Genomic DNA, 12,375 nt, shown 5'->3' with positions numbered 1-12,375 from the left:
CGGTCAACGGAGTGTGCCGTGATGCTCAGGACGGGCGGGCGTGGCCGGCGGGTGGGTGGGTGGTGGCGAGTGACGGGCCGTGGCTCGGCGTGCGCCGTGTCGGGGAGGTTCTGGAGGGTTTTCCGGGCCCTTTTTGGGACCATGGTGGGGTGGACGGGAATCCGGTTTTCGGTGGGGCCGAGCCGGCAGATGTGCTCGAGGTGGCGCCGACGGCCCGGACGGCGGTGGCGTGGCTGCCACCGCGGAGGCTGTGGCCGGTGATTCAGGACATCCGCTGGGAGCACGATCCGCAGGTACGGCGCTGGCCGCCACACGTGAATCTACTGTTCGGCTTCGTGCCGGAAGAGGCGTTCGCGCAGGCCCTACCGCTGCTGGCGGCCGCGGCGGCGCGGAGTAGCGCGTTCACGGCGCGCCTGGCCGGAGTGCGGTACTTCCGGCACCGGCACTACGCGACGTTGTGGCTCGACCCAGCTGCGGCCGGCCCGGCGCCGTGGGCCCATCTCCACCGGGAGCTGGGGCTGCGGTTCCCGCTCTGCCGCAGGCGCGTTGGCCGCTTCACCCCGCATCTGTCGCTCGGCCGTACCCAGGACCCAAAGCGTCTGGCCGCCGAATGCGCCCTCCGGCTCGGTGCGCTGTCGGCGGAGGTCGAGGAGGTGGTTTTGCTCTCCCGGCACAGCGAGGGGCCCATGCGGCCCCGGGCGGTGATCACCCTGGGCACGGGCGAGGTCCACCGACCGCAGGAGTGCTGAGCAGCAGCTGAGCAGTAGGTGCCGGCCGGCGAAATCATGGGCCCGGTGCCGTGATTGCTTCTGCCGAGAAGTGCCGGCGCTGTTACGTCGGCGGCCGCTGTCAGTCGCCGCCGCGGCGGCGGCACGGGAACACCGGCTTGAACGCGCCGGCCGCTTGGCACATCTGCTCCGGCTGTGGATAGACCGGGTCAGCGCCTCATGGCACCGCGGTCACCAATGGGGTGTTGCCGCTGCGGGCGCCGTGTGCCAGGAACGTCGTGTGACGGTGTGCGCGGGCTGCATGCACGGTTGCCGGCCCGGTGTGGGCACTGACGCGAGGGCGAGGGCGTGGGTCGTCGCTGTGCCTGTGTAGGTCATCGGGTAGGCGGTGACTGCTGCCACGTGGGGCGGGTCGCTGACAGTGGGCTGCGGGACAATGAGAACTCTGGCCTAGCCGAGCCTGACACCACTACCCCACCCTGCCCCTCTGAACGCACCGTCAGGGCGGTGCCGTGTAACTATGCCGATATGACATCCGGTCGGATCATCTTCCTCAATGGCACCTCCAGTTCAGGGAAGTCGAGCATCGCGCGGGAGCTCGTGGACATCCTGGACGACGGCGTCTTCTTCCACCTGGCGGTGGATGGCTTCAACGCGATGCGCAGCAAACGGGAGCTCGGGACGGAGGAGCTCGACGCCGCGCTGCGGCGGACCAGGATGGGCTTCCACCGCTCGATTGCGGCCATGGCCGAGGTGGGCAACGACATTGTTGTCGACCATGTTCTCAGCGAACCGTGGCGGCTGCTCGACTGCCTGACGGTGCTGCGGCCCGAGGACGTGCTGTTCGTCGGCGTCCACTGCCCGCTGGACGAACTGGCCCGCCGCGAGCAGGCCCGGGGCGACCGCACGCCGGGCCTCGCAGCGCACCAGTACGACCTGGTTCACCGTCACGGCGACTACGACCTGGAGTGCGACACCAGTACGGCGAGCCCACGCGAATGCGCCCAGCGGATCAAGGAGTTCCTCCCGAACCGTCCGCGCCCCACCGCCTTCGCGGACGTTACCTGAAGGGCGGCCAGGAACAGCCGACAGCACGGAACAGGCCCTTCGGATAGATGCCTCAGATCAGCGGGCATAGCAAATGAAGAGATGCTGGAGTCGAGGAGTCCGGCGAACGAGCAGTAGCCGACACGCCCCACCCAGCGGTGCCAGTTCTCAACGGCATTTTCCTTCCCAGTGATCAACAAGTGCTGCCCAAACTTGCCGATAAGCGATGTCCGCTCTCACTTACGCAGCCAGCCGATCGGCATCCTTGCCCGCAGGGCCAGGTCACCTGAGAAGACCCCCGAGCCGGCGTCTTTATCCTTCTGGTCGCCGCAGGACACAGCCCTGTTCACGAACCAGATCGTTTGCGATGGGACATGAGTGCTTGAGTTGGCCCTGCTGAGCTTCGGGGGTGGCTCACGAACGGGCCCCTGCCCCACTTATTGGCCGACTGCACTCCATGGCCAGCACACGCGCGAGTACGTGTCCGCAGGTGCCGCATCACAGGTAGTCGAAAAACCGGATCCACCAGGTGGCTTCCCCATAGGGGCTGCTGTGCTCCCCCAGAAGTGTCACCCCGTCATAGGGTCGACGGAGGGCGGGTTCCGGGATCAGCACGTAGCCGAGGGAGGCCACCGCGGCCTCGGCCGTACAGCGATCGGCAGGGGTCAAGGCCCCTTCCGCCTCCGCCTCGTCCAGGTCCAGGTAGCAGCCGGGATTCTCCGAGGCGATGACGGCGAAGTCACCGAAGTTGCTCAGCCGCACCGTGATCCGCTCCCCGGCCCCGGTCGTCTCGGCCGGGACCGCGATGTCCGCGTGGAAGCTCGCGTCCTGCACGCCAGTGTCGACCACACACCGGCAGCCGAAACCTTTCTGCAGCCGTTCGACCAGCGCCTGAACGCGGGCGAGGGCCCGACGGTGGTCGAAACCGTGCGGGAATTCCAGGTGGTCCGGGCCCTGTGCGCGATCAGCCGCACGCAGCACCGCATCGATGTCCGTTTCATGCGCCACGGATCCTTACTGTCGCACACCCGATGTGCGTGCTTTACGCGCCTCCACCTATCTGAGCGCCAAGCCGAACAAGCCCAGGCCAGCTAACCGGGCGTCACACGGGAGGGGCCGCCCGATAGCCAGCCCAGCCAAGAGCCGGAATGGCCGGCTACGGCTGCTCGGTTGCAGCTGGCAGGTTGTGCCATGCATGTCCGCAGGCGCCTTTGCAGTACGTCTCGCGGCGGCGAGTGTCGGCAATGGCGAACACGGAAACGAGTACGCGGAATGCCTTGACGTGTTCGGCGGCGGGGAGGCCCGCGAACCCATAGCGGGGTGGGTCCATGCAAATCATTACCGAGGGGTTGGCCGTGGGCTTCACACCGGACCGCGCCACCCCCGCACGGCCGTCCGCAGCGGTAATGTGCGCCTGCATCGCATAGCCGGCGACTTCCTGCAGTACCTCCTGCCGGCGTGTCGGGGCAAGGACGGAGAACCAGCCCACACCAGCGTCCAACGTACGGAGCCCTTGCGCAATCTCGTTGACGACCCGCTCGCTCTCGCGCCGGAAGGTGCGGCCGTCGTCACTGCTCGCTTCGGTCATCGCTTGATGATTTCACCATGCCGCCTCCGGACGAAAGCCGATATCCGCACCCGAGAACCCCGCGGGCGCCAACCAGGAACCGTCCCCTCCCCCGAGCCCCTGGCAGTGCCACAGAACTCCCACTCCACCGCACGCCAGGCAGATGGACGAGGCGGAGCAGCAGGAGGACCAACACCCGGTCGGTGAACACCAGCTCGTGCCTGCGACCGGCTCCGGCCTGCCGACGGCTCGCGCCCCGCCGCTGGTGCAGTGCCGACTCCCACCGGGCCTGCCACGGCCGGGCCAACTCCTCGATCAGACCACCGAGATGTGCATGAGAGATGCCAGTGAAGGCCGGATGGCAGAGGGCTGCACGGGCCCATGTTGATCTCACATTCATCGAAACCCGTGCGGTCCTCTTCACGTCACGGGTCGACTGTCAGCGCGATGTCTGATTCCCGCCAGCGCAGGGGCAAGCAGCTGCGGATGCTGGATCCATGACCTTGAACTATGAGGCCCGGGCTATCGATTCAGCCGTCCTGGAACAGCTGCGCGAGCGGGACGACGCCGGCCTCGTCCGACAGCCCGTCGCCGATCCGGAGGGCGGTGCCCCACTGCGCTGCTGTCTGCGGCGCAGCACTGCCGGCGAGCGGATCATCCTCGTCTCGTATGCGCCACTGCGTCGCTGGGCGGCGGAGACAGGCGTTGAGCCCGGCCCGTACGACGAGTGCGGCCCTGTTTTCCTCCACGCCGAGGCGTGCAGCGGGCCTACTTCCGGTCCCGGCTATCCGGCCGGACTGCACGGCGCTCGCCGGGTGCTACGCGCCTACAGCACCCAGGGAAGCATCCTTGGTGGGTCGCTCATCGAAATCCCCAGGGAGCAGGTCACTGACGTGGACGATGCGCTGCGCGACATCTTCGCCGACCCGGCGGTGGCGCTGGTACACGTCCGCGCGGTGGAATTCGGCTGCTTCATGGTCGAGATCCGCCGACGCTAGACAGGACGGAGGATCCGAATCCGGTACAGGCAGGTCGAATCAGTGACACAAGAGCGCCGTCACGCCAACAACTGCGAACATCCTCGTTAGAGAGCGTTTTGTCGTGGCAAGGGTGTTTGGAAAACCGATCGAGGATGATGGCGGGGTGTTGGTCAAAGTAGAGGCAGTGCAGCCCGCCCCGTCGAAGCCCATCACTGTCCGGGTGCAATCAGCAGTGGGCTCCGCTGTGGTGCTCTGGCAGGGGGCCCTTGAGGCAGTGGGGCGAGAACACTACGTCGAGTGGACCGTAGATGAGGGCATAGCCTGGGAGGTGAACACCTGGCCAAGTGCCTCTGGCACCTCTGAGCTGCGGGAAGACGGCGACCACATCGTCTTTCGTGGACAACTGAGCCTCACCGAAGGCGGAGGGGCTGTCCTGGAACTGGGGGGCGCGCTGATCCTGTTGGGTCTTGCCGACCCACCGCTGCCGGAAGGTGTCGAGGGGGCATGGGTTGAGGTCTGTGTGGCACGGGACCACGTCACTGTCTGGCCCTACGAGGTCTGACTGGCGGCCGACGATCAGGTGTCGCGCCAGTGGGGGTGGATCCGTGGGTGAGTCTGCGGCTTATGAGGTCGATCATCGCAATGTGGATTACGGCTTCGGAGCGGCGGGGGTGAGTCGCGTAGTCGCGAGCGAGCCGGCGGTGGTGCGCGAGCCAGCCGAAGGTCCGCTCCACCACCCAGCGTCGGGGGATCACCTCGAAGCCTTTGATGCCGGGGTCTTTGCGGACGACTTCGACGTCGATGCCGAGGTGGACGCCGTGGTCGATGGCTTTCGTGCGGTAGCCGGCGTCGGCCCATGCTTTGGTCACGGAAGGGCTTGCGGTGGCGATCTGGGAGAGCAGGTGGATGCCGCCTGTGTTGTCGGAGACGCTGGCGGCCGTCACCCAGACGGCCAGCAGGAGACCGAGGGCGTCGACGCGTTTCAGGGGCTCTGGCGGGGTCAGCGCCGGGAGCCTGCGTCATCGAACCTTGATCTTTGCCAGCGAACCTTGATGATCCTTAGGTTGTGTCACCAAAGTTTGAGTGGCATGACGCGCTGGGTCGTCAGGGGTGGCAGTGGGGGAGCTCGCACATCGGGTACGAGTCGTGGCTGGAGCGGGACCGGCTGATTCTCCTCGACGCTGCCCCGCAGGCGACAGGGATCTCATCGCAGCCGTTCTGGCTGCCCTGGCGCGACAGCCGCCGCAGGCGCCGCCACACCCCCGCCCACTCCTACGCTCGCGGACGGTCGAGCTCGCGGCCGAAGCCACCCACCGGCCGCAAGCACAAGACCACCGAGAGGATTCGCTGATGAACCGTTCCAAGGCGAGCAGGAAGAAAATCGCCAAGCCGGCCGCCGCGCTCATAGCCCTCGGCGGATTCTTTGCACTGACGCTGTGGCTCGGTGACGAGTTGTGGGATCTGGCCGCGTACTGGCCGGCGACCGGCATCGGATTCGGCGCCACCGTCGGCGTGCTCCTCCCCATCACGTTCACGGCCGCCAAACACTCCTTCCGCCAGGTCAACTCGCCCAGGAGCAAGCACTCGACCAAATGGACCGCGGCCGGCATCGTATACGCGGCCGTGACCGTGGTGAACGCGATGGCCGTCTCCCGCGCGATCCCCGGAAGAAGCTCCTCAAACCCCTGCCACAACGAGTGGCAACCATGCTGGGTGAACCACCTCTATCCGGGAGCCTTCCTGGTGACAATCGGCAGCCTGGCCGCGACAGCGACCATCATGACCTGGCTGCCGAGCCGGACGTCCAAGCTGCGTACCCGGTTCCGCCGGTAGCCGCCGAGGTCGGCGGAGTGGGAACGGGATATGTCCGGAACCACCAGGCGATCGCACAGTCGCCCCTGCGAATCTCAAGATCCCCGACTATCGCCAATTCGCTCGAAGAAAGGGCTGAATGTGATCTTCGGTACGGTGGGTAACTTTGAGACGGAGGACCTCCGGTACCACGCCTCCGATCCCACCGTGAAGGATCGAATGGTGCGCAACCAGCTGAATAATGTTGGGGCGATGGCGAACATGAGGGGATGGAAGACGACTGCTGGACTCGTCCAGCACTTCCTGGACGGCAATGGTGAGCCAGTCGAGGTCGAGCCTCAGCAGATGATGAAGGATATCCAGCAGTTCCAAAGAGACCTAGACAAGACGATGTCTCATGGCGTCAGAAGGCGACCAAACGGCCCCTTCACCACCGAATGGCAGTCGACCGCACTGAACCCTGAAGATGGGGACAAGAGCATGGACTTGCATTACGGGCTGAGTCACTTCCAATGTCGAACAGTCGGCGAGAAGCGCGTACCACGTGGAAGTTCAGAAGCGGTACGACTGGAGAATCCCCAACGCACATAGACGAACTCAGGAGGTATTTGGCGGGCCGTTCAAGATGTCATTGGGCCAGGCAGATCTCGCCCACCTCAACACCACTGGCTTGGGTCGGGACTTCGATGCGAAGGGGAGTTCAGGGCAGATGAGGACAACGGTATGAAGCCTCTGTACACTGGCCGTCACACTGGCAAGCCACGGGATCTTAGCCGCTCGAAAGAGTCTGCATCTCATCCGCGGAAAGAACGCCTCGCAGCCATCAACGGTCGCACGGCAAAGAAAATAGCCTTCTGGGTGGGAATTTTCGCCTGCCTTGCAGTTTCGCTCGCCGTTATCGTCGGCCTCGTCCAAGGCTATTACGAGATGGGCCATCCGCCCGACGGCTGGTGTCAGGACAATTCCGCCAAATGCGTGAAGCCCTGACCAGGGTCAGCCTGGTCGGTCCGGTAGGTGTGGGTCGCGTGTTTGCGCCCAAGCTGTGTGAGTCGGCCAGGACGAGCTGACCTTCCTTCCCGTCCTGAGACAGCGGCGCGTACGGCTGCATGTTGACGCAGTCGTTGATGCGAGCGTGTCTGGCCAGCCTCTGGTAGAAGATCGGAGATGCCTCGACAGCAACCACCCCGGCAGCCGGGCCGACAAGCTCTGACGCCAGCAGGCTGTAGTACCCGATGTCGGACCCCGACAACGATGAAGACATCGCCCAATTGAGCCATTACTTAAGACCATGTCCTATGTGGTGAGCCAGGTCAGGCGCTTACAGCTGCGCAAGGCTACGGCAAGTCCCGAAAAAGGCTTGGCAGTTGGGGGAAGAGTTCGTATCGGGCTGAGTCTGCGGTAGCCGGACGGCCAGGACAGCGTGCGCTCGATCACCCAACGGTGGCCTCCCAGACGCTGGCCGGACTCGATGCCACTGCGGGCGACCCGGCGTGTGTTCCGTGAGAGGTAGAACAGGGCTACCTTCGGGCTGTCAAGGAACAGCGCCGGTCGATGTCCGCACCGGAGTGTTGGAGGGTCAGCCAGCTTTCCGGTGCCAGGCGGCCAGAACGGGCTTCACCGAACTACTTGCCTGCTCCTGCCCGGCGCGATCGGCCCACAGGTGTGCGTCGTGCTCGGTGAGCTTGACCGTGCCTCCTTCGGCGGTGGCGGACGACATCGTGCTCCAGGGAGATTTCGATGGGTCTGCCCCAGCGCACCAGTCCGGGCACCAACGGCACAACGGGCTGCGGTGCGGTGCGGTAGCGGCCCACCGGTGACGAACAGGCGCATGCAGCCCGCGGGCGAGTGGCATTCCGACGACAAGCGGCAGGAGCGGGCCAGGTTCTTCCGGCAGTTGTCGAGTCGAAGCGAGCGGACGGAGAGCCCGGTCAGGGCCTTTATTGCTGCCCCCTTCCGATGCCGCGCCAGCCGCGCCAGCATGGGTCACCGCTCTCCTCGTGAGCCCCGCGGGCCCCGCAGGTCCCACACAGCAACACAGGTATCTTCAGAGCCAGTTGCAACGAGTTGCACCTTGGAGCAACATGGCGCACCAAGGAGGTGGGCTATGGAGAAACAGCATGCAAGCGACATGTCCGCGCGGTCCCTGGACGACCACGTCCACGCAACGAAAGCGGACATCGCGGCGCGGCTACGCCACATCCGCCGGCACCACCCCGAGGGGCCTCTCAGTCTGGCCAAACTCGCCGACCTCGCCGGGGTCTCCAAACGCACCCTTGGGTCGGTCGAGTCTGCCGAGGGCGCCAACGTCACCATCGAGACCCGGGTGAAGGTTGCGCACAGCCTAGGCATCCAGCGCTGCGCCTACTTTCTCGACGGGCAGGTTTTTGAGCAGGTCAACAAGGAGCTGGAACTCATCCAGGAGCTGCGGCGGGGCAGGGCTCATGGTCTGGCCATGCGGGCGTCGCATGCAGCCCCCGTTGCCACGACCACCGACCAGGTCTCACGGCTCCTCACCGGGATCATCGACGCTGCTGCCCAGGCTCGCGACTCGCTGCGTGGCACACCGCAGACCGCCGATGAGGAGAAGCACGTTTCCGGCCCCCAACCCCCTACCAGCACCGAGTGACCGACACCGCATCCTCCACCACGCTGCACCCGGACACGGGGACGGGCCGCTGCCCGGAGCAGACCAGCAAACGCCCAAGAGGGGGGCTATGCGCCGCGTACACAACGTCGGCTTCTTTCGGTGTCCGATCGAGGAGCAAGGTGACACCATGACCACACGGCAGGTTCGCAAACGGTGCCAGGCAGTCGTCAGCGAGCTCGAGCTTCCCAGCCCCTTCTCCGTCGACGCCCTCGTCCACGAGCTGTCGGTGCGGCGGGGCCGGCCAATCCAGATCCGCACTTTGCCGATCGGCTCCGCCATCAATGCCTGCGGGCTGTGGATCGCCACCGATGCCAGCGACAACATCTATATCGAGGAGAACGCCACCAAGTTCCATCAAGAACACATCATTCTCCATGAGATCGGTCATATCCTGTGCGATCACGGCATCACTGACCAGGAGACCCAAAGCGCGCTCACCACGCTGCTGCCCAGCATCAGCCCCCACATGATCAGTCGGCTCCTGGGCCGCACCAACTACACCACTGAGCAAGAGCAGGAAGCCGAACTCGTCGCCAGCCTGATCCACGCCGCCGCGCAGAGGCTCATCCCCTCGCCGTCGAAAGGTGTGCGTGGCGAACTCAAAGCCGCTCTCGGGATCCGCGAGTAGGAGCCATGGATACGCACTCCCTTTATGCACTGGGTTCTCGCGTTGAACTCATGGGCGCTCTAGCGCTGTGGCTGGTGATCGTCCTCCGCTTACCCACGGCCCGCCGCTCTCACCAGCAGAAGATGCTGCTGATCGCCGTAATCGGGATTGCCGGGTCGATCACGGTCTATCTCGACCCTGTCACCGCAGCCCTGAATCGGTCCTTCACGTTCGCCCAGAGCTGTGGCCTGTTCATGAACGCGTGGGGCGTCCTCAGTTCTGCCCTCATCCTCGACTTCGTCCTGGCGGCCATGTCCCGGCGCCGCCCTTGGCTCATTTACGGCCCGATGATCGTCACGATCGCCGCCCTCATCGCGCTGAACTACACCGTCGCACCGCACGCCGGCTGCGTCACCTCTGAGGTTGTCCCCTGGTACAGCCCCTTCTGGTGGCTGCTCGTCGCAGCCCACCTCGTCGGCACGATTCCCTGCGCTGTGTTGTGTCTGCGCTACGGTCGCCAGGCCCGCGACGACCGCCCCCTGCGCACCGGCCTCCTGCTGCTCGCCGCCGGCTTTACGTCCTCCTCCGTGTTCTGGGTCGTCGTCCTGGTCTTTCTCCTCGCCCGCCCCGCCTGGCTGGGCGCACTGTTCCCACTCAACATCGGCCTCACGGGCTGGCTGATGACCGCCGGCCTCTGCCTGCCCCTGGCCCTCACCGCCCGCCGGGCGGCCCGCGAAGCAAACGCCCTGTGGCACTTGCACCCTCTATGGCGCGACCTCACCAAGGCCGTCCCGCACGTCACCCTGGACAAAGAGCGCAGCCGGATCCGCGCAGTACTCGGCACCCCGCACTCGATCCACCTCCGGCTCTACCGCCAGGTCATCGAGATCCGCGACGTCCTGCTCATCCTGCAGGACTACGTGACGTCCGAGGCGATAGAACACGCCCGACACCACGTCACCGCCCACTCCCTACCCGAGGAACAGATCGAGCCGACAATCACCGCGTGCTGGCTGAACGCAGCCCTCAGGGCCAAGACGTCTGCATGTGTACCCCAACCGAATCCGCTCGCCCCGGCAAACCCCAGGGACAACGGCCTCCACAGCGAGACCGACTTCCTGCTCGCCGTCCTCCGGGCCCGCGCACTCCCCGTCGTACGCTCCTTCGACCTGCCGCCAAAACCATCCGCTCCGCTGGTCCCACGAGATAGGCGCACCCCGTGACACAACAGCCTGCCACCACCCCGTACAACACCGGCCTGTTAAGCAATGACGCCCATCACGAACGTGACCGCTTGGCGTCCATCCAACGCAACGTCGACGCCTTCACCACCGGCATCCTCGATGGCCTTCCCATCCAAGGCTCCTGGAACTGCCTGGAACTGGGCGCGGGCGCCGGCTCCATCGCCCACTGGCTCGCCGAACGCTGCCCCGCCGGTCGGGTGGTGGCCGTCGACCTCGACACCCGCCACCTCGATGCGGGCCGAACCACGAATCTGGAGATCCAGGAAGCCGACATCACGCGCGAGGACTACGCGCCCGGCAACTTCGACCTCATCCACGCCCGCTACCTGTTCTGCCACCTGGCAGAGCGCGACGAGGTGATCGCCCAGGCCACCCGTTGGCTCTCCCCCGGTGGGTGGCTGGTCATCGAAGAGCCCTACCACCTGCCGGCCGACACCTCACCCTTCCCCCTGGTCCGGCGCATCCTCGACGCCTATCAGCGCACGTACCACAAGCACGGCGCCGACATGACCTGGGCTCGCGGCCTGCCCGCTCTCCTCGCCCGCAACGCGCTGACCGAGGTCACCTTCGCCGCAAACCCCGGCTGCATGGGCGGACTCGGAAAGGACCGCTGGCTTCCGCTCATCACCCAGGCGGCTCCCGCCCTCCTCGCCGACGGTCTCATTACTGAAGGTGACCTGACCGAGTTCGCCACCCTTCTGAAGGACCCTGCATTCATCGACATCCCACAATTCACCATCTCCGCATGGGGCCGCCGCTCCGGGAAGATCCCGAACGTGCCGGCCTGAGCAAAAAACCGATGACCGATGGGCCCTGGCCTTCTGCTTGCGGCACAAGCAGGCTGTGGCACGTCGCAGCCAGGCCAGCTGCTTGCCGCCAACGTGTTGAGCTTGGGGTGCTGTCGCCGCGATGCCGTCGCACACTGCCGCAGTTGGGAATGTCCTGGTGGCAGCGTCCGATCCCAGTGTCCACCTCAGCGGGGAATCACGATCACATCTTTGAGCCGCTCCTCAAAGGGGCTCTTCGCAGTTGAGGGTGTAGTCCGGGGTGTTGGCGGGGAGGCGTCGAGGTCTTCCAGAATGGAAGTTCCTACACTGCCCATCCGAAAGACCTCGACATGCTCCACGCTGTCTTCGCCGCACCCTGTCTGACCGCGTTCTGCCGTCTCGATGCACTCGGTCTGGAAGCCGTCGGGCAACGCCTTGAGCCGGATCAGGCGGTGATCGAGTGCCGAGTCGCCGAGCCGGATCCGTGGTGCCGGAAGTGCGGGTCGGAGGACGTGGTGCGCGACACAGTCGCGCATCGCCGGTACCAGCATCCCGGCCGGTGACACCCTGATGTTGTGCCTGGCCTCGGCCCATCGCGACCCGCAACGCTACCCCGAGCCGGACCGCTTCAACATCCACCGCACGGACAAGGCCCACCTGACGCTGGGATTCGGAGTCCATTACTGCCCTCCGCTGGCGGCCGAGCTTCCGCAGTCACGCGCTCAAGGAACTGCCGATCACAGCTGGCTAGCTCCCTCAAGCGCCCATCTCGTGCGACCGTCCCCCGCAACGACCACATGAACCTGGCGCCCGAGTCATTAGCTCTCCAGTTGTAGTTCGCTATTTTGCTGGTCAGAAGCCTGATTCCGAGGGTAGTGAACCGACGAGGCATCACATGATTGGAGTTCGTGACCGGCACCTCTGGTCGCCGATCGGCAGGGCCAGGACATCCTTGCGGTTTGTGTTGTGGGGTGGC

The 12,375-nt window shown here is 65.6% G+C and carries 15 protein-coding genes and 3 pseudogenes; 13 read left to right on the top strand and 5 right to left on the bottom strand.

The features are described 5' to 3' along the window. Positions 1-89: 89 nt before the first annotated feature. Positions 90-749: a 2'-5' RNA ligase family protein gene (locus tag FCH28_RS30460; RefSeq protein WP_342781679.1), complete on the top strand. Its 660-nt coding sequence runs from the start codon at positions 90-92 to the stop codon at positions 747-749. A 507-nt stretch (positions 750-1,256) separates the two neighbouring features. After that, a complete protein-coding gene (locus FCH28_RS30455) occupies positions 1,257-1,796 on the top strand; it encodes a chloramphenicol phosphotransferase CPT family protein (protein ID WP_136743388.1) in 540 nt (179 codons plus the stop codon). A gap of 477 nt (positions 1,797-2,273) precedes the next feature. On the opposite strand, the gene FCH28_RS30450 is transcribed toward FCH28_RS30455, so the two are convergent. Both FCH28_RS30450 and FCH28_RS30445 read right to left on the bottom strand, forming a co-directional pair. Continuing rightward, on the bottom strand, positions 2,274-2,783 hold the full coding sequence (locus FCH28_RS30450) for a BTB/POZ domain-containing protein (RefSeq protein ID WP_136743387.1): 510 nt from the start codon (positions 2,781-2,783) through the stop codon (positions 2,274-2,276). 148 nt (positions 2,784-2,931) lie between these two features. Further along, positions 2,932-3,363 carry a DUF5958 family protein gene (locus FCH28_RS30445; RefSeq protein ID WP_136743386.1) on the bottom strand — a complete coding sequence of 144 codons (432 nt, stop codon included), beginning with the start codon at positions 3,361-3,363 and terminating at the stop codon, positions 2,932-2,934. Between the two features lie 476 nt (positions 3,364-3,839). On the opposite strand from FCH28_RS30445, the gene FCH28_RS30440 reads away from it, so the two are divergent. Both FCH28_RS30440 and FCH28_RS30435 read left to right on the top strand, forming a co-directional pair. Next, a complete protein-coding gene (locus FCH28_RS30440; protein WP_136743385.1) occupies positions 3,840-4,340 on the top strand; it encodes a DUF1203 domain-containing protein in 501 nt (166 codons plus the stop codon). 103 nt (positions 4,341-4,443) lie between these two features. Further along, complete coding sequence (locus FCH28_RS30435) at positions 4,444-4,884, top strand: hypothetical protein (RefSeq protein WP_246103377.1); 441 nt, start codon at positions 4,444-4,446, stop codon at positions 4,882-4,884. Positions 4,885-4,898: 14 nt separating this feature from the next. Here FCH28_RS30435 and FCH28_RS30430 read toward each other — a convergent pair. Beyond that, positions 4,899-5,299: pseudogene (locus FCH28_RS30430) on the bottom strand (transposase); the annotation flags it as partial. A 373-nt stretch (positions 5,300-5,672) separates the two neighbouring features. On the opposite strand from FCH28_RS30430, the gene FCH28_RS30420 reads away from it, so the two are divergent. The 3 genes from FCH28_RS30420 to FCH28_RS30410 all read left to right on the top strand — a co-directional run bounded on the left by FCH28_RS30420 (position 5,673) and on the right by FCH28_RS30410 (position 7,121). Next, positions 5,673-6,155 (top strand): hypothetical protein, encoded by a 483-nt coding sequence (locus FCH28_RS30420; RefSeq protein WP_136743383.1) that lies wholly within the window; start codon positions 5,673-5,675, stop codon positions 6,153-6,155. Positions 6,156-6,341: 186 nt separating this feature from the next. Beyond that, the gene (locus FCH28_RS30415; protein ID WP_136743382.1) at positions 6,342-6,725 is read left to right on the top strand and encodes a hypothetical protein; all 384 of its coding nucleotides are present in this window, start codon (positions 6,342-6,344) and stop codon (positions 6,723-6,725) included. A 132-nt stretch (positions 6,726-6,857) separates the two neighbouring features. Then, positions 6,858-7,121 carry a hypothetical protein gene (locus FCH28_RS30410; protein ID WP_136743381.1) on the top strand — a complete coding sequence of 88 codons (264 nt, stop codon included), beginning with the start codon at positions 6,858-6,860 and terminating at the stop codon, positions 7,119-7,121. A 306-nt stretch (positions 7,122-7,427) separates the two neighbouring features. Here the strand turns inward: FCH28_RS30410 and FCH28_RS39500 are convergent. After that, positions 7,428-7,622: pseudogene (locus tag FCH28_RS39500) on the bottom strand (IS5/IS1182 family transposase); the annotation flags it as partial. Positions 7,623-7,710: 88 nt separating this feature from the next. Continuing rightward, entirely contained in the window at positions 7,711-7,851 is a 141-nt protein-coding gene (locus FCH28_RS30405) for a hypothetical protein (RefSeq protein ID WP_187363959.1), read from the bottom strand. Positions 7,852-8,238: 387 nt separating this feature from the next. Here FCH28_RS30405 and FCH28_RS30400 point away from each other — a divergent pair, with 387 nt between their 5' ends. The 6 genes and pseudogenes from FCH28_RS30400 to FCH28_RS30375 all read left to right on the top strand — a co-directional run bounded on the left by FCH28_RS30400 (position 8,239) and on the right by FCH28_RS30375 (position 12,200). Continuing rightward, positions 8,239-8,760: a helix-turn-helix domain-containing protein gene (locus FCH28_RS30400; protein ID WP_187363958.1), complete on the top strand. Its 522-nt coding sequence runs from the start codon at positions 8,239-8,241 to the stop codon at positions 8,758-8,760. A gap of 148 nt (positions 8,761-8,908) precedes the next feature. Beyond that, positions 8,909-9,409, top strand: coding sequence for an ImmA/IrrE family metallo-endopeptidase (locus FCH28_RS30395; RefSeq protein WP_246103373.1), 501 nt, complete (start codon positions 8,909-8,911; stop codon positions 9,407-9,409). Between the two features lie 50 nt (positions 9,410-9,459). Continuing rightward, the gene (locus FCH28_RS30390) at positions 9,460-10,611 is read left to right on the top strand and encodes an MAB_1171c family putative transporter (protein WP_246103371.1); all 1,152 of its coding nucleotides are present in this window, start codon (positions 9,460-9,462) and stop codon (positions 10,609-10,611) included. Then, positions 10,608-11,420, top strand: coding sequence for a class I SAM-dependent methyltransferase (locus FCH28_RS30385; protein ID WP_246103369.1), 813 nt, complete (start codon positions 10,608-10,610; stop codon positions 11,418-11,420). The genes FCH28_RS30390 and FCH28_RS30385 overlap by 4 nt, the downstream gene beginning before the upstream one ends. Positions 11,421-11,749: 329 nt before the next feature. After that, positions 11,750-11,950, top strand: a pseudogene (locus tag FCH28_RS30380) (ISL3 family transposase); the annotation flags it as partial. Positions 11,951-11,969: 19 nt separating this feature from the next. Continuing rightward, positions 11,970-12,200, top strand: a complete 231-nt coding sequence (locus tag FCH28_RS30375) for a cytochrome P450 (RefSeq protein ID WP_246103368.1) — start codon at positions 11,970-11,972, stop codon at positions 12,198-12,200. Positions 12,201-12,375 lie beyond the last annotated feature (175 nt).

It is taken from the genome of Streptomyces piniterrae (genome assembly GCF_005048155.1).
Classification (GTDB): domain Bacteria; phylum Actinomycetota; class Actinomycetes; order Streptomycetales; family Streptomycetaceae; genus Streptomyces; species Streptomyces piniterrae.
The sequence above is the reverse complement of the archived record's forward strand: the minus strand, read 5'-3'. Positions and strand labels throughout refer to the sequence as shown.

Excerpts from the sequence above, each read along its gene's own strand:
- FCH28_RS30455 (WP_136743388.1), top strand. The coding sequence starts at position 1,257 with ATGACATCCGGTCGGATCATCTTCCTCAATGGCACCTCCAGTTCAGGG.
- FCH28_RS30445 (WP_136743386.1), bottom strand. The coding sequence starts at position 3,363 with ATGACCGAAGCGAGCAGTGACGACGGCCGCACCTTCCGGCGCGAGAGC.
- FCH28_RS30440 (WP_136743385.1), top strand. The coding sequence starts at position 3,840 with ATGACCTTGAACTATGAGGCCCGGGCTATCGATTCAGCCGTCCTGGAA.
- FCH28_RS30420 (WP_136743383.1), top strand. The coding sequence starts at position 5,673 with ATGAACCGTTCCAAGGCGAGCAGGAAGAAAATCGCCAAGCCGGCCGCC.
- FCH28_RS30410 (WP_136743381.1), top strand. The coding sequence starts at position 6,858 with ATGAAGCCTCTGTACACTGGCCGTCACACTGGCAAGCCACGGGATCTT.
- FCH28_RS30405 (WP_187363959.1), bottom strand. The coding sequence starts at position 7,851 with ATGTCGTCCGCCACCGCCGAAGGAGGCACGGTCAAGCTCACCGAGCAC.
- FCH28_RS30400 (WP_187363958.1), top strand. The coding sequence starts at position 8,239 with ATGGAGAAACAGCATGCAAGCGACATGTCCGCGCGGTCCCTGGACGAC.
- FCH28_RS30395 (WP_246103373.1), top strand. The coding sequence starts at position 8,909 with ATGACCACACGGCAGGTTCGCAAACGGTGCCAGGCAGTCGTCAGCGAG.
- FCH28_RS30390 (WP_246103371.1), top strand. The coding sequence starts at position 9,460 with ATGGGCGCTCTAGCGCTGTGGCTGGTGATCGTCCTCCGCTTACCCACG.
- FCH28_RS30375 (WP_246103368.1), top strand. The coding sequence starts at position 11,970 with ATGTTGTGCCTGGCCTCGGCCCATCGCGACCCGCAACGCTACCCCGAG.